The organism is Variovorax sp. OV084 (assembly GCF_900111625.1).
Lineage (GTDB): Bacteria > Pseudomonadota > Gammaproteobacteria > Burkholderiales > Burkholderiaceae_C > Variovorax.
Map to the genome: position 1 here is coordinate 116,296 of NZ_FOII01000016.1, position 16,217 is coordinate 132,512.

A 16,217-nucleotide genomic window follows, 5' to 3' on the forward strand; every position below is an offset into this window, starting at 1 on the left:
CCCATGAACGCACCCGTCTCCCACATCGCACTAGAGACCGTCGAGATCGACACCAGCGACGATCCGCTGTGGTATCGCGACGCGGTGATCTACCAGCTCAACGTCAAGGCCTTCTTCGACTCCAACAACGACGGCATGGGCGACTTCAAGGGTGTCACCGCCAAGCTCGACTACGTGAAGGAGCTGGGCGTCAACACCATCTGGCTGATGCCGTTCTATCCCTCGCCGCTGCGCGACGACGGCTACGACATCTCCGGCTACGAAGATGTGCACCCGCAGTACGGCACGCTCGACGACTTCCGCGAGATGCTGGCCGAGGCGCACAAGCGGGGCCTGCGCGTGATCACCGAACTGGTCATCAACCACACATCGAACGAGCACCCGTGGTTCAAGGCCGCGCGTCTTGCGCCGCCCGGTTCGCCCGAGCGTGACTTCTATGTGTGGAGCGACACCGACCAGCTCTACCAGGGCACGCGGATCATCTTCACCGACACCGAGACCTCGAACTGGACCTGGGACCCGGTGGCCAAGCAGTACTTCTGGCACCGCTTCTTCAGCCACCAGCCCGACCTGAACTTCGACAACCCGAAGCTGATGGAGGCGATCCTGAAGACCATGCGCTTCTGGCTCGACATGGGCGTGGACGGCTTCCGGCTCGACGCCATTCCCTACCTGGTCGAGCGCGACGGCACCAGCAACGAGAACCTGCCCGAGACCCACGCGGTGATCAAGCAGCTGCGCGCGGCCATCGACGCCGAGTACAAGAACCGCTTCCTGCTGGCCGAAGCCAACATGTGGCCGGAAGACGTGCGCGAGTATTTCGGCGATGGCGACGAGTGCCACATGGCGTATCACTTCCCGTTGATGCCGCGCATGTACATGGCCATCGCGCAGGAAGACCGGCACCCCATCGTCGAGATCATGGCGCAGACGCCCGACATTCCCGAGGGCTGCCAGTGGGCCATCTTCCTGCGCAACCACGACGAGCTCACGCTCGAGATGGTGACCAGCAAGGAGCGCGACTACATGTACACCATGTACGCGGCCGACATGCGCGCGCGCATCAACCTGGGCATTCGCCGGCGCCTGGCGCCGCTGATGGAGAACGACCTCGACCGCGTGAAGCTCATGAACGGCATGCTGCTGTCGATGCCGGGCTCGCCGATCATCTACTACGGCGACGAGATCGGCATGGGCGACAACGTGTTCGTGGGCGACCGCAACGGCGTGCGCACGCCCATGCAATGGAGTCCCGACCGCAACGCCGGCTTCTCGCGTGCCGACCCGCAGCGCCTGTACCTGCAGCCGATCATGGACCCGATGTTCGGCTACGAGGCGCTCAACGTCGAGACGCAGGCGCGCGACAGCAGCTCGCTGCTGAACTGGACCAAGCGCATGCTCGCCGTGCGCAAGACCAGCCACGCATTCGGGCGCGGCAGGCGGCGCTTCCTGAAGCCGGGCAACCGAAAGATCCTGGCCTACCTGAGCGAGTACGACGGCGACGTGATCCTCACGGTGTTCAACCTGTCGCGCGCCGCGCAGCCGGTGGAACTCGACCTGTCGGAGTTCAAGGGCTTCGTGCCGATCGAGATGCTGGGCCGCGCGCCGTTCCCGCCCATCGGCGAGCTGCCATACCTGCTCACGCTGGCCTCGTACGGCTTCTACTGGTTCAAGCTCACAGCAGAGGCCGACGCGCCGAGCTGGCACGAGCAGGGCGTGGCGCTGCAGGAGTGGCCCACGCTGGTGCTCTTCGACGGCTGGACCAGCTTCTTCCGCGACCGCGTGATGCCGTGGCGCATCGGCATGTCCGAGCGCATGCGCAACCAGTTCGAGCTGGAGACGCTGCCGCGCCACATCGAGATCCAGCGCTGGTACGCCTCCAAGGGAACAGCCATCCAGCGCGCACGGCTGTTCGACCACGCCGTGTGGGACGTGAATGGCCTGAGCTGGATGCTGTCGCTGCTCGACCTCGAAGGCCCGGCCGGGGGCGCCACCTACTTCATGCCGCTTGCGCTGGCCTGGGAAGAGCGTGACGAGGAGCGCATGGCCGGCGTGGCGCAGGCCGCGCTCGCCAAGGTGCGGCAGCAGGCGCAGGTGGGCCTGATGGGCGATGCCTTCTACGACGAGGCCTTCTGTCGCGCGCTGGTGCACGCCATCGCAAGCGGCACCGAGCTGCCGACGCTGAACGGCAAGCTGGTCTTCAGGCCGACGGCCGCCTTCGCGGAGATCGCCGCCGACATCGACATAGACGCGCTGCCCGTCGGCCGTCCGAGCGGCGTGAGCAGCAACACCGTGGTCACGCTGGACGAGACCCTGTTCCTCAAGGGCTACCGCCACGTGCGCGAAGGCATCAACCCCGAGCTGGAGATGGGCCGCTTCCTGACCGAGGTGGCGCGCTACCCGCACTGCGTGCCGGTGCTCGGCGCGCTCGAGTACATGACCAACGACGGGCGCACGATGACGCTCGCGATGGTGCAGAGCTACATGGCCAACCAGGGCGACGGCTGGGACTACACGCTCGGCTACCTGGAACGCTTCCTGCGCGATGTGGCCACCACCGACGGTGACATGCCCGACGTGTCCGCGGTGCACGGCGGTTTCCTCGCACTCATGGCCACGCTGGGGCGGCGCACTGCCGAGCTGCACCGCGCGCTCGCGATGCGCACCGGCTCGGCCGCCTTCGACCCCGAGCCGCTGGCCGCAGCCGACTTCGCCAGCTTCAAGACGCACGCTGCGAACGACGCCACGACCACGCTCGCGCTGTTGCGCGAACGGCTCGAACTGCTGCCGTCCACCGCGCAGGCCGATGCGCGCAACCTGCTGGAAGCGGCCGATGCGCTGCACGCCGGCATCCAGGCGCGCCACCCGGTGGAAGGCGGCGGCATCAAGAGCCGCTACCACGGCGACTACCACCTGGGCCAGGTGCTGGTGAAGGACAACGACTTCGTCATCATCGACTTCGAGGGCGAGCCTGCCCGCAGCTTCGAGGAGCGCCGCGCCAAGAGCTCGCCCCTGCGCGACGTGGCGAGCATGCTGCGCTCGTTCAACTACGCCCGCTGGTCGGCGCTGCGCCGGGTGGCGCAGAGCACTGACGAAGCCGAGCGGCTGGCCGCGCCGGCCATCGCCTGGGAGCGGGCGACGCGCGCCGCCTTCCTGTCCGGCTACGGCGCCACATTGGCGCCACCCGACGGCGCGCCGCTCGATGCCGAACTGCTCTCGCTGTTCGAGCTCGACAAGGCCCTCTACGAGCTGCGCTACGAGCTCGGCAACCGCATCGAATGGGCGCAGGTTCCGCTGCACGGCGTGCTCGCGCTGATCCAGCCGGCCCGCGCCTGACACCACCGACGCCACCCCTTCAACGGAAGACACACCATGGAAAATTTCGGCATTCACCTGGAGCCGCTGCGCGCCATCCTCTACCAGGTCGGCGCCTTCATTCCGCGCCTGCTGATCGGGCTGGTGGTGGTATTCGTCGGCTGGCTGGTCGCCAAGGCGGCCCGCTTCGCGGTGACGAAGGCGCTGCGCGCAATCAACTTCAACGTGCTCACCGAACGCGCCGGCCTCGACAACTTCCTGCGCCAGGGCGGGCTGGCGGGGGACACCAGCAGCCTGTTCGGCATCCTGACGTACTGGCTGGTGATCCTGGCTTCGCTGCTCATCGCCTTCAATGGCATGGGGCTGAGCTACATCGCCGATCTGCTGGGGCGCATCGTCTGGTTCGTGCCGAACGTGTTCGTGGCGCTGCTGGTGCTGGCCTTCGGCTCCTACTTCGCGCGCTTCGTTGGCGAAGCGGTGGGCAGCTACTTCCGCGGCGTGAAGATGCAGGACGCGGTGCTCTTCGGCAAGGTCGCGCAGTACGCGGTGATGGCCTTCGTGATTCTCATCGCACTCGACCAGATCAAGGTGGGCGGCGACATCGTGCGCGAGAGCTTCCTCGTGATTCTGGCGGGCGTGGTTTTTGCGTTGGCCCTGGCATTCGGGCTGGCCGGCAAGGATTGGGCAAAGGCCCAGATCGAGCGCTGGTGGCCGCGGCAGATCAAGGACGCCAAGGCACCGCCGAGCGTGACCACCGTCGGCAGCAGCAGTCCCACGCGTTTCGACAACGACCGTCCACCCCGCTGAACCCCGCTGAACGCACCCGAATGACACGAAAAACCAATCCGACGATCAACGCCGTGTGGCCCGGCCGGCCCTATCCCCGTGGTGCGACCTGGGACGGGGAGGGCGTCAACTTCGCCTTGTTCTCGCAGCACTCGGACAAGGTCGAGCTCTGCCTGTTCGACGAGCGCGGCCGCCAGGAGCTGCAGCGCATCCTGATGCGCGAGCGCACGGACGGCGTATGGCACTGCTACCTGCCCGAGGCGCGCCCCGGGCAGGCCTACGGCTACCGCGTGCATGGGCCCTACAAGCCCGAGGAGGGGCATCGCTTCAACGCCCACAAGCTGCTGGTCGACCCGTACGCCAAGGACCTGGTGGGCGACCTGCGCTGGGGCGATGCGCTCTACGGCTACACCGTGGGCAGCAAGCGTGAAGACCTCTCCTTCGACCGACGCGACAGCGCACCGCTGATGCCCAAGGGCCGCGTGCTCGAAACCGCGTTCACCTGGGGCGACGACCGCCGCCCCTCGGTGCCGTGGCAGGACATGGTGATCTACGAGATGCACGTGCGCGGCTTCACCATGACGCACCCCGACGTGCCGCCCGGGCTGCGCGGCACTTATGCCGCACTCGGCTGCGCGCCGGTGGTCGACTACCTCAAGCGCCTGGGCGTGACCACGGTCGAGCTGCTGCCCGTGCACAGCTTCCTCAACGACCGGCACCTGGCCGAGAAGGGCCTGCAGAACTACTGGGGCTACAACACGCTGGCCTACTTTGCTCCCGAGATGCGCTACAGCGCCTCGGGCAAAGTGAAGGAGTTCAAGACCATGGTGAAGACGCTGCACTCGGCGGGCATCGAGGTGATCCTCGACGTGGTCTACAACCACACCTGCGAAGGCAACCAGCTCGGGCCCACGCTGTCGATGCGCGGCGTGGACAACGCCTCGTACTACATCGCCAACGCCGAGAACCGCCGCTACTACGACGACTTCACGGGCTGCGGCAACACCGTGAACCTGGAGCATCCGCACGCGCTGCAGCTGGTGATGGACTCGCTGCGCTACTGGGCCGAGGAGATGCACGTCGACGGCTTCCGCTTCGACCTGGCCTCGGCGCTGGCGCGCGAGGCCGGCAAGGTCGAGAACCTCGGCGGCTTCTTCGATGCGATCCGCCAGGACCCCACGCTCAACCGCGTGAAGCTCATCGCCGAGCCCTGGGACCTGGGCCACGGCGGCTATCAGGTCGGCAACTTTCCGCTGGGCTGGGCGGAGTGGAATGACCAGTACCGCGACGGCCTGCGCGGCTTCTGGAAAGGCGACGGCGGGCTCATTGGCGAAGTGGCCAAGCGCGTCACCGGTTCCGAGGACCTGTACGGCTGGTCGGGCAAGCGGCCCAGCGCCAGCATCAACTTCATCACGGCGCACGACGGCTTCACGCTGCACGACCTGGTCTCCTACAACGACAAGCACAACGAAGCCAACGGCGAGGACAACCGCGACGGCAACAGCCACAACGTCTCATGGAACTGCGGCGTCGAGGGCCCCACCGACGACCCTGAAGTTGTGGCCCTGCGCGAGCGCCAGAAGCGCAACCTGCTGGCCACGCTGCTGCTGTCGCAGGGCGTTCCGATGCTGCTGGCGGGCGACGAGCGCGGCCACACGCAGCAGGGCAACAACAACGTCTACTGCCAGGACAACGAGCTCGGCTGGATCGACTGGACCTCCACGCCCGAGCGGCTGGCGCTCGCGACTTTCGTCGAGCGCATGGTGGCGTTGCGCCGTGCGCACCCTTCGTTCCGGCGCCGCACCTTCTTCGCCGGCAGGCCCGCCGAAGGCGAGACCGTGACCGACGTTCACTGGCTCAAGCCCGACGGCCAGGAGATGCGGCCGGAAGACTGGAACGACGCGAACGCACGCTGCATTGCGATGTATATCCCCGGTGGCGGCATTGCCGACCGCGGGCCGCGTGGCGAGGTGCAGCACGACGACGACTTTCTCGTGCTGCTCAATGCACACCACGACGAGATCGCCTTCACGCTGCCGCCGATGCCGCACGGCGCGTGGCGGTTGCTGGTCGATACGGCCAGCAGCACGCCGCCGCTCGCCACCGAGGACGCAGCCGCGCTCGCCCCGGCATGGGCGCAGCCCAGCTATCCACTTCAATGCCGCTCGCTCGTGGTGCTGAGCCGGCCGGATGTGCGGCCATGAGCGCAGCGCCGGGCCGCCCCAAGCAAGCTCGCACCGCAGTGCGAAGCACGGAGGTTCGCCAATGAGCACGCATGTACATCGCATGCCGTTCGGCGCCACGGTGCATGCCGATGGCGCGGACTTCGCGCTCTGGGCCCCGTCGGCGGAAATCGTCATGCTCGAACACCACGCGGTGGCCGGCGAAACCTCGTCGCAGCCGATGACGCGCGACGGCAAGGGCTGGCATCGCCTGGCCGTGCCCGGGGTGGGGCATGGCGACAGCTACCGCTACCGGCTGCCCGACGGCACGCGCGTGCCCGACCCGGCGTCGCGCTTCAACCCCGAGGACGTGCACGGCCCGAGCGTGGTCATCGACCCGCAGCGCTTCGAGTGGACCGACGGCGCATGGCGCGGCCGCCCCTGGGAAGAAGCGGTGGTCTACGAGCTGCACGTCGGCACCTTCACCGAAGAGGGGAGCTTCAGCGCCGCGCGCGAACGGCTGGGCGAACTTGCCGAGCTCGGCATCACCGCCATCGAACTCATGCCGCTCGCAGACTTTCCCGGGCAGCGCAACTGGGGCTACGACGGCGTGCTGCCGTTTGCGCCCGACGCCTCGTACGGCGCACCCGACGAACTCAAGGCGCTGGTCGACGCGGCGCATTCGCTGGGGCTGATGGTGCTGATCGACGTGGTCTACAACCACTTCGGGCCGGAAGGCAACTACCTGCATGCGTACTGCCCCGAGTTCTTCAACCCCGGACACCAGACGCCGTGGGGCGCTGCGATCAACTTCGACGGGCCGGGCTCGCGCGCGGTGCGCGACTTTTTCATTCACAACGCGCTCTACTGGGTGGGGGAGTTTCGCTTCGACGGCCTGCGCATGGATGCGATTCATGCCATTCACGACGAGACGCGGCCGCACATCGTGAACGAGATCCGCGAGGCGCTCGATGCCGGGCCGGCCCGCGAGCGCCACGTTCACCTGGTGCTGGAGAACGACGCCAACCAGGCCTCGATGCTGATGCGCGACGGCCGCGGCATGCCCGTGGCCGGCACGGCGCAGTGGAACGACGACCTGCACCACGCGGTGCACGTGCTGGCCACCGGCGAGCGCGATGGCTACTACGCCGACTATGCCGACGACCCGGTGTGCCGCTTCGCCTGCGCGCTGGCCGAGGGCTTCATCTACCAGGGGCAGCCGTCGGCTTTCAGGCATGGCGAGCGGCGCGGCGAGCCGAGCACGCGGTTGCCGCCGCAGGCGTTCGTGTCCTTCCTGCAGACGCACGACCAGGTCGGCAACCGCGCCTTCGGCGAGCGCATTCACGCGCTCGGCGATCCGGTGCTGGTGCGCGCGGCGCTGGCCTGCCTGCTGCTGTCGCCGCACGTGCCGATGCTGTTCATGGGCGACGAGTTCGCGGCCTCCACGCCTTTCCAGTATTTCTGCGACTTCGGGCCGGAGCTTGCGGCGGCGGTGTCCGAAGGGCGGCGAGCGGAATTCGGCGGGTTCGCGATGTTCGCGGACGAAGCCGCTCGCGCGCGCATTCCGGACCCGAATGACGAAGCGACCTTCCTGGCGTCGAAGCTGCGCTGGCGCGAGCGCGGGACACGCGCGCATTTTTCGAGGCTCAGCGAGGTGCAGCAGCTGCTGGACCTGCGTCATCGCCTGATCGTGCCGCGCCTGGCCGGCATGGCGGGCGCGGGTGTCTACCGGTGCGAGAACGACATGCTCCAGGTGCAGTGGGACATGGAGTCGGCGCGCTTGCATCTGCTCGCTCATTTCGGGGCGCAGCCTGTGGAGGGCGCTACGGCGCCACCCGGCGAGGTGGTCTACAGCGACGGGGCGACGACCGGCCGTGAGGGCGCGTTGCACCACCTGGCGCGCGGCGCAGTGCGCGTGACGCTGGAAGCGCTGCATGGCGGATGAAGCAGGCCGCGGCCCTGTGACGGGCGATCTCGGGCGGCTGTGCGCGCACTTCGGCATCGCCACCGGTTATTTCGATGCCTTCGGCGCGCGGCGCGAGGCTTCCGCTGAAAGCCTGATCGCGCTGCTGGCCGAGTTCGGCGTGCGGCTCGATGGCGCGGCCGACGCGGGGCGCGCATTGGAGGCCGCACACCGCGCGCGCTGGGCACAGGCGCTGCCGCCGGTGCGGGTCGTGCAGGCCGGCAGCGCTGCGTGGTCTGTGTCGTTGCGGCTGCCGGCGTCCATGCGGCGGCTGCGCTGGCAGCTCGGTGAAGAGCAGGGGCGTGAACTGCAAGGCGAGGCCGATGCCGAGGAGTTGCCCGAGACCGGCCGCATCGACATCGACGGCATCTGGCTGTGCGAGCGCGTTCTGCCAATGCCGCTGGCGCTCGAAGCGGGCTACCACCGGTTGCGCATCGAAGGCCTGCGTGGCGAGACGCTGGTTCTTGCAACGCCCGGCCGCTGCTACCGGCCGCCCGCAGTGCGCGATGGCGGTCGCGTCTGGGGCGCGGCAGTGCAGCTCTACAGCCTGCGCTCGCCGCGAAACTGGGGCATCGGCGACTTCAGCGATCTGGAAGAACTCGCCGTGCGCATGGCAGCGCAGGGCGCGGACATCATCGGCCTGAACCCACTACACGCGCTGTTCGCGAGCACGCCGTCGAATGCGAGCCCGTACAGCCCGTCGTCGCGCCAGCAGCTCGACGTGCTCTACATCGACGTGGAAGCGGTGGATGGCTTTGCAGACTGCGACCCGGCCCGCGAGCGGGTGCATTCGCCCGACTTCCAGGCGCGGCTCGCCGCGCTGCGTGCAACGCAGCTGGTGGATTACGCGGGCGTGGCCGCGGCGAAGTTCGAAGTGCTCGAATTGCTCTTCGGCCACTTCTGCGCGCGGCACCTGCCTCCGGAGGGCGCGCCCGACGAGGCGGGCAGGGAGTTTCTGGCCTTCGTCGCGGAGCGCGGCGAGGCGTTGCGGCAGCACGCTCTTTTCGAAGCACTGCAGGCGCACTTTCTTGCAGCCGAAGGCGGCGCGTGGGACTGGCATGCATGGCCGGTCGCCTACAGGAATCCGGATTCCGCCGAGGTGACCGCATTCGCCGTGGCGCACGCGCAGCGCGTGCAGTTCCACCAGTACCTCCAGTGGCTGGCCACCCGGCAACTGGCACGGGCGGCCGCGCGCTGCGATGCGCTCGGCATGGGTGTCGGCCTGTACGTGGACCTGGCGGTGTCGGTCGACCGCGCCGGCTCCGACACCTGGGGCGCGCAGGAGGTGTTTGCGGAAGGCGCCAGCGTCGGCGCGCCGCCGGACGAGTTCAACCCCGCCGGGCAAGGCTGGGGCCTGCCGCCGCTGCGCCCTGACCGCCTGCGCACCGATGGCTATCGCTTCTTCATCGAAACGCTGCGCGCGGGCATGCGCGGCGCCGGTGCGCTGCGCATCGACCACGTGATGGGCCTCATGCGCCTGTTCTGGATTCCGCAGGGCCGCGGTGCGCGCGAGGGTGCGTACGTCTACTACCCGCTCGACGAGATGCTCGCCATCGTGGCGATCGAGAGCCACCGCCACCGCTGCATGGTCGTGGGCGAGGATCTCGGCACGGTCGAAGATACGGTGCGCGATGCGCTGGCGCAGGCCGACGTGCTGTCTTACCGGCTGCTGTATTTCGAGAAGCAGCGCGATGGCCGTTTCACGCAGCCCGCAGCCTATCCGCCGGCCGCCCTGGTCGCGATCAGCACGCACGACCTCGCGACCTTCGCTGGCTGGTGGACGGCCGACGACCTGCGCGAGCGGCTCGCGCTGGGCCTGTTTCCCGATCCGGCGATTTTCGACAAGCAGCTGATGGACCGGGCGCAGGAGCGCATCGAGTTGATGCAGGCCTTGCAGCAGGCGGGCCTGCTGTTGCGCGAGGAAGTGGCGCAGGCGGCCGGGCTCGCAATGCCGTCCGCGCGCATCGTGGAGGCGGCGCACGCCTTTCTGGCGGCTGCACCGTCGGCGCTGATGATGGTGCAGCTGGAGGACGTGGCGGGCGTGGTGGCGCAGGCCAACATGCCCGGCACGGTGGACGAGCATCCGAACTGGCGGCGCAAGCTGCCTGAGCCGGTTGCGGCGCTGGCCGGCGGCGAGCGCATGCGCGGGCTGGGCGAGGCCCTGCGTGCGGCGCGGCCGCGCCAGGTCGAATCGGCCGGGCGGAGTGCATCGCCGGGTCTGACGACTCGCGTGCCTCGCGCCACCTACCGGCTGCAGTTCCACAAGGACTTCGGCTTCGACGACGCGATCCGTGTGCTGCCGTATCTCGCGAAGCTCGGCGTGAGCCATGTGTACTGCTCGCCGATCCAGCGCGCCCGCGCGGGCAGCATGCACGGCTACGACGTGGTGGCGCATGCGGAGATCAACCCCGAACTCGGTGGCGAGGAAGGCTTTGCGCGCTTCGTCGCGGCGCTGAAGGCCAACGGCCTCGGGCAGCTGCTGGACATGGTGCCCAACCACATGGGCGTGTTCGGCGCCGACAACGCGTGGTGGATGGACGTGCTGGAGAACGGACCCGCATCGCTGTTCGCGCAGCACTTCGACATCGACTGGCAGCCACTCAACGTCGAGCTGACCGGCAAGGTGCTGCTGCCCGTGCTGGGCGTGCACTACGGCGAGGCGCTGGAGAACGGCGAACTGATCTTGCGCTTCGAGGACGCGAGCGGCAGCTTTGCCATCGGCTACTACGACCACCGGTTTCCGCTGGCGCCCGAGAGCTATCCCATGGTGCTCGAACGGGCGCTGGCGCGGCTGGGCGATGCAGCGGCGTCGGGGCGGCTGGCGAGCCTGTCGACGGCTTTCGGTCATCTGCCGGGGCGCGGCACGGCCTCTGCGCAAGAACAGGCAGAACGCGTACGCGACAAGGAATTGCTCAAGGCCCGGCTGGCGCGGCTGGCACAGCGCCATCCTTCGGTGGCACAGGCGCTCGTGGCGTCGGTGGCGGAACTGAACCTCGCATTGCCGGAAGCGCGCGACGCACTGCACAAGCTCATCGAGCTGCAGGCGTACCGGCTCGCGCACTGGCGGGTGGCGGCGGACGAGATCAACTATCGGCGCTTCTTCGACATCAACGATCTCGCGGCCGTGCGCATGGAGCGCGAGGAGGTGTTCGAGGCCACGCAGTCGTTCGCGCTGGACCTCGCCGCATCCGGCGTGGTGGACGGCCTGCGCATCGACCACCCCGACGGGCTCTACGACCCGGCCGAGTACTTCCGCAAGCTGCAGGAAGGCTATGCGCGACGCGCCGGACTGGTGCTGCCCACGCACGACGCGCAGGGGCGGCCCGCGCGGCCCCTGTACGTGGTGGCCGAGAAGATCGCCGGCGCGCACGAGGAAGTGCCCGAGAGCTGGCATGTGCACGGCACCACCGGCTATCGCTTTGCGAACGTGGCAAACGGCGTGCTGGTCGACACCGCGGCCGAGGCGAGCGTGGTGCACGCGTGGCAACGCTTCACCGGCGAGATGGAAGACTTCGCCTCGGTGTCGCGTGCCGGCCGGCGCGAGGTGATGCGCAATGCGCTCGCGTCGGAGCTGAACGTGCTGTCGACCGAGCTGCTGCGCATCGCAAGGGCCCACCGCAGCACGCGCGACTACACGCTCAATGCGCTGCGCCGCGCGCTGGCGGATGTCGGTGCGTGCATGCCGGTCTACCGGACCTACATCGTCGAACGGCCGTCGGAACAGGACGCGCGCTTCATCGACGAGGCCGTCGACGAAGCCGCCCGGCAGAGCGGGGATGCCGACCGGTCGATCTTCGATTTCGTGCGGTGTGCGCTGCGGGGGGAGGCGGTTGCCTCCGCTTCGCCGGCGCTGGGCGAACGGGTGCGCCGCTTCGCATTGCGCTTCCAGCAGTTCAGCGCGCCGGTGGCGGCGAAGGGCGTGGAAGACACGGCTTTCTACCGCTACTTTCCGCTCAGCTCGCTCAACGAGGTGGGCGGCGAGCCGGACCTGTTCGGCATCGAGGTCGACGCATTCCACGCGGCGAGCGCCGACCGCGCGCTGCGCTGGCCCCACACCATGCTGGCGACTTCGACGCACGACAACAAGCGGTCGGAAGACGTTCGCAACCGGATCGACGTGCTGTCCGAAATGCCCAACGAGTGGGTGCTGGCGCTGACGCGCTGGCATGGCCTGTGCCGCGGCACGCGGAAGAAGCTGGCCGGCGGCGAGGCGCCGTCGCGTGCCGACGAATACCTGCTGTACCAGACGCTGCTCGGCACCCTGCCTCTGGGTGGGCTCGACGCCGGCACCGCGCCGGGCTACAGCGGCCGCATCTGGCAATACATGCAGAAGGCCGCCCGCGAGGCCAAGTTGCGCACGCGATGGTCCCAGCCCGATGCGGACTACGAGGCCGCGCTCGAGCGTTTCGTGCGCGAGCTGCTGGCCGATCCGGAAAAGGGCGAGTGCCTTGCGGACATCCAGCGGCTGGCTGACACGCTGTCATGGTTCGGCGCATGGAACAGCCTCACGCTCACGCTGCTGAAATACAGCTCGCCCGGTGTGCCCGATCTCTACCAGGGCAGCGAGCTCATCGAGCTGAGCCTGGTCGATCCGGACAACCGGCGCCCGGTGGACTACGCCCTGCGCCAGCGGCGGCTGGCCGCGCTGAGGGCAATGGTTGGCCAGGAAGGGGTTGGCCTGGCATCGCGGGTGCGCTCGATGGTCGAGGCGCCGCACGACGGCCGCGCCAAGCTCTGGTTCATCTGGCGCCTGCTGTCGTTGCGGCGGGAGCAGCCTTTGCTGTTCAGCGAAGGAAGCTACGAGCCGCTGGCGGTCGAGGGGCCGCTGTCGAGGCACGTCGTGGCCTTTGCGCGCAGGCATGAGGATCAGGTGCTCGTGGTTGTGGCGGGGCGGTTGTTCGTCGATCTCTCGCGCCGCAGCGCGGATGAGGATGCGATTCCGGCGCTTCCTGAGGCGACGAGATGGAAGGGCACGACGGTGTGTCTTCCCGCAGGCGTTCGCTCAGTGATGCTCGAGAACCTGCTGACTGGAGAGTCGCTGTCGGTCGGGGAGGGGGCTATTCGCCTGGACGACGCACTGCGATGGATGCCATGGGCTGTCTTCAGCCGTACAGCGCCGCGGGAGAAATACGCATGATCTGCACCTGCTGGGCGGCGTCGATGACGCGAGCGACCGGCTCCCAGACGCTCGCATAGTCCGGCAAGGCGTCAGGCGCGAAGCTCGTGTGCGGCCAGTCGGAGCCCCACACTGTGCGGCCGGAGAGCCAGCCCTGACTCGCCTCGCGCCATCAACTTGGCAGCGCCGGTGGCCTACCGCATTTACATGTCACCGATATCACTATTTCGGGTGATGCCTAGAGAGAAGTAAATCGATTCAATCAAATCTGTGCACTTTTGCGTGCACAGCCAAGCTGCCGTAGCTGATCGACCGACGTCGATCTCCTCCATCTGGCGGTGTCGGGACGAATGCTTTTCGCCCAGATGTCTTTGATTACGTGAGGCCTGATTGCTGTTGCATTTCCGGGCTCGCGTGATCACGTCTGATCGGCAAGGCCCGAAATCCGGAAGCCGAGGACTGCTTGGGACATTCCAAAAAATCACCTAGGAAAAGTAATGGACCGTAGAAAGTTTTCGCTCACGATGGTGGGCGCGGCAGTGTTGGCCGGGTGCGGAGGAGGCGGGGGAAGCAGTGGTGGGTTTGCGTTTCCCCCGATTGCGAGTGCGCCGCCCGCTCCTGCACCCGAGGTGGCGCCTCCTGTGCCAGCGCCGGTGCCCGATCCCGGCCCTGTCGTACCTACGGCACCCGAGCTTGCAACGCCGACGTCCCTGCCGGCCGGCACGGCGTTCCTGCAAACCGTTGCCGCGACCGATGGTGATCGTTCCATCGCGCCCGGACAGGCCAATATCTGGGACCTGAATGAGGACTTCTCGATCGAGGATGGAGGTGACGACCAGTTCGACGGGACCTTGCATCTGCTCGTGGACGTCGGCGGCGTGCAGGCCGGATTCCCTTCAGACCAGACCTACGCGGAACTGACCGCACTGGGCCCGGAGATGGGGCCTTCGGACGGCGTCAAGGCGGTGACCTTCACCTCGGATACCAATTTCCTGCAAACCACAGGTGGGTACGCCTATCTGCACGCGGGCGCCGAGGTTCGTCTCCAGCAGACCTTGAACCTTGGCAGTGCCGTCGGACCCGGGATCTCGCTGGTCTGGGATGGAGTTCCCAGTCCAGGCAATGCCGCTGCTCCGATGTCGGATCCGGGCCAGTTCGGCCAGGTGGTTGTGCGCGATACGGCGGGCGCGCTGTTGGCGACGCTCTTCAAGGTCGATCTCAATGGGGTTTCCGGAACGTGGGGCTCGGCCTCGCTGGCAGCGTTTGTCGGCCAGACCGTGGTGCTGTCGTTCGAGCAGCGGGTATGGGTTAGCGGTTCGGCCATTGACAACGTGTCCGTCAAGGACGGTGCCAACACGGAATTCGTCGTCAATGGCGACTTCGAAGCCGCAGGCACGGGCTGGACGGTTTCGGCCTCGAAGATCGTGCAGAACGTGCGCACTGGCGTGAGAACCTTCAACGGACTCGAGGTGCAGCGCACGTTCTATACGCAACCCAACCTGCTGTGGGCGCGCATGACCGATGTCTTCCGCAATACCACCGCCGCGCCTATCGATGCCGTGGTGTCCTACGCGACCAACCTCGGCTCCGACAGCTTGGGCATCATCTACCCCACGCCGGGCGCAACCCAGAAAGCGCTGAGCACGTGGGACTACAAGTCGAACAGTGGAAATGTCGGAGATCGGGATGTCGGTTTTGCATTCGGCACTGCGGATGTCGTCAACTACAGGTCCGACACGGCACTTGGCGTTGGAGCCGGGACCGATGACGTGCTATTCCAGTTCAACATTTCGGTCCCGGCAGGCGGCAGCGTCACGCTGATGAACTTCCTGGTGATGTCGGGCACGGACACGGGCCTCGTTGCCACGGACATCACGGCAAGGGCGACCGAAGTGGATACGCAGCTTGCGGACATTGCCAATAATTTCCGGACCAACTTCGCGTACCAGCGGGGCCTGACCCAGGCTCAACTGGACACGGTGAAGAACTTCTAGCCGGTCGGCGGGCAGGCGGACTACTTCATCCGCCTGCCCGAGGGCAGCGATCTCCTGTCGCGCACGAATCCCCTGAATCGTTGCCGCGTGAGAAACTACCGGCTTGATGTAGCCGATGCCCGTGCAGATGCTGACAGGACCGGCGAGCGAGGTCGGATCCCTGGTCTTCGAACGGTTGGCGGGGTTCCAAGTGTATGAGTGACAACGCTAAGCCATTGAATTTAAAAGAGAAAACCATCTCGGTCGCCCCGATGATGGATAAATCGGAAACCTGAAATAAATCAACTACTTAGGTGCATCCGTGTGCAGCGCATGTGCACTGGTTTGGCAAGTTGGAAACGTTTCAGATGATCTAGGACAGTGACCAGCTGTCTGTCACGTCGGGGGCGCGAGTTCGAGTCCATCCACTCCGCCAAGCTTTAAGAAGAACGGGCCTTCGCGGCCCGTTTGCTCTTCTTTCTACCCCTTTTGCACCCCCTCGCAGCGAGCGTCTAGCAGTACCACCTTGCGCCCGTCGCGACACTCTTCGAGGATGGCGTCCACCTATTTTTTGAACTGACCCCCGAAGGTTGGACGGTTGATTCTCAGATTGAGACGAATTTCTCACGGTAGCCAACGGGACTGAGGCCCTTCAGTTTTAGCTTGATCCGATCGTAGTTGTAGTAGCGGATGTAGTCGTCCAGGCCGGTCTCTAGCTCTTCGAGACTGTCGAACTCATTGAGATAGAAGAACTCAGATTTCAAGGTTCCGAAGAAGCTTTCCATCGATGCATTGTCAAGGCAGTTTTGAATCGCCCCGGCTTTTGTGGAGGCTCAACACTCTGAGAGGATTGAGCCATGAAGAAATCGAACAAGTTCTCACCCGAGGTGCGTGAGCGCGCG

General features: G+C 66.8%; 7 protein-coding genes and 1 pseudogene. 6 read left to right on the forward strand and 2 right to left on the reverse strand.

Annotated features, from left to right (window positions below; all coding sequences use genetic code 11):
• The first annotated feature begins 3 nt into the window (after positions 1 to 3).
• The 5 genes from treS to BMW87_RS27865 all read left to right on the forward strand — a co-directional run bounded on the left by treS (position 4) and on the right by BMW87_RS27865 (position 13,363).
• Complete coding sequence (treS, locus tag BMW87_RS27845; RefSeq protein ID WP_093080443.1) at positions 4 to 3,336, forward strand: maltose alpha-D-glucosyltransferase; 3,333 nt, start codon at positions 4 to 6, stop codon at positions 3,334 to 3,336.
• A gap of 36 nt (positions 3,337 to 3,372) precedes the next feature.
• Positions 3,373 to 4,122, forward strand: coding sequence for a mechanosensitive ion channel family protein (locus tag BMW87_RS27850; protein ID WP_093080446.1), 750 nt, complete (start codon positions 3,373 to 3,375; stop codon positions 4,120 to 4,122).
• Positions 4,123 to 4,142: 20 nt separating this feature from the next.
• Complete coding sequence (gene glgX, locus BMW87_RS27855; RefSeq protein ID WP_093052412.1) at positions 4,143 to 6,305, forward strand: glycogen debranching protein GlgX; 2,163 nt, start codon at positions 4,143 to 4,145, stop codon at positions 6,303 to 6,305.
• Positions 6,306 to 6,366: 61 nt separating this feature from the next.
• Complete coding sequence (gene treZ / locus BMW87_RS27860; RefSeq protein WP_093080449.1) at positions 6,367 to 8,208, forward strand: malto-oligosyltrehalose trehalohydrolase; 1,842 nt, start codon at positions 6,367 to 6,369, stop codon at positions 8,206 to 8,208.
• Positions 8,198 to 13,363, forward strand: a complete 5,166-nt coding sequence (locus BMW87_RS27865) for a malto-oligosyltrehalose synthase (protein WP_093080451.1) — start codon at positions 8,198 to 8,200, stop codon at positions 13,361 to 13,363. Before treZ ends, BMW87_RS27865 begins: the two co-directional genes overlap by 11 nt.
• On the opposite strand, the gene BMW87_RS35585 is transcribed toward BMW87_RS27865, so the two are convergent.
• The gene (locus BMW87_RS35585) at positions 13,329 to 13,475 is read right to left on the reverse strand and encodes a hypothetical protein (RefSeq protein ID WP_256216939.1); all 147 of its coding nucleotides are present in this window, start codon (positions 13,473 to 13,475) and stop codon (positions 13,329 to 13,331) included. The two genes, BMW87_RS27865 and BMW87_RS35585, sit on opposite strands and share 35 nt — an antisense overlap.
• A 520-nt stretch (positions 13,476 to 13,995) precedes the next feature.
• On the opposite strand from BMW87_RS35585, the gene BMW87_RS27870 reads away from it, so the two are divergent.
• On the forward strand, positions 13,996 to 15,336 hold the full coding sequence (locus BMW87_RS27870; protein ID WP_093080454.1) for a hypothetical protein: 1,341 nt from the start codon (positions 13,996 to 13,998) through the stop codon (positions 15,334 to 15,336).
• Between the two features lie 584 nt (positions 15,337 to 15,920).
• On the opposite strand, the pseudogene BMW87_RS27875 reads toward BMW87_RS27870, so the two are convergent.
• Positions 15,921 to 16,121 (reverse strand): annotated as a pseudogene (locus BMW87_RS27875) (IS3 family transposase); the annotation flags it as partial.
• Positions 16,122 to 16,217: the final 96 nt, after the last annotated feature.

Excerpts from the sequence above, each read along its gene's own strand:
- treS (WP_093080443.1), top strand. The coding sequence starts at position 4 with ATGAACGCACCCGTCTCCCACATCGCACTAGAGACCGTCGAGATCGAC.
- BMW87_RS27850 (WP_093080446.1), top strand. The coding sequence starts at position 3,373 with ATGGAAAATTTCGGCATTCACCTGGAGCCGCTGCGCGCCATCCTCTAC.
- glgX (WP_093052412.1), top strand. The coding sequence starts at position 4,143 with ATGACACGAAAAACCAATCCGACGATCAACGCCGTGTGGCCCGGCCGG.
- treZ (WP_093080449.1), top strand. The coding sequence starts at position 6,367 with ATGAGCACGCATGTACATCGCATGCCGTTCGGCGCCACGGTGCATGCC.
- BMW87_RS27865 (WP_093080451.1), top strand. The coding sequence starts at position 8,198 with ATGGCGGATGAAGCAGGCCGCGGCCCTGTGACGGGCGATCTCGGGCGG.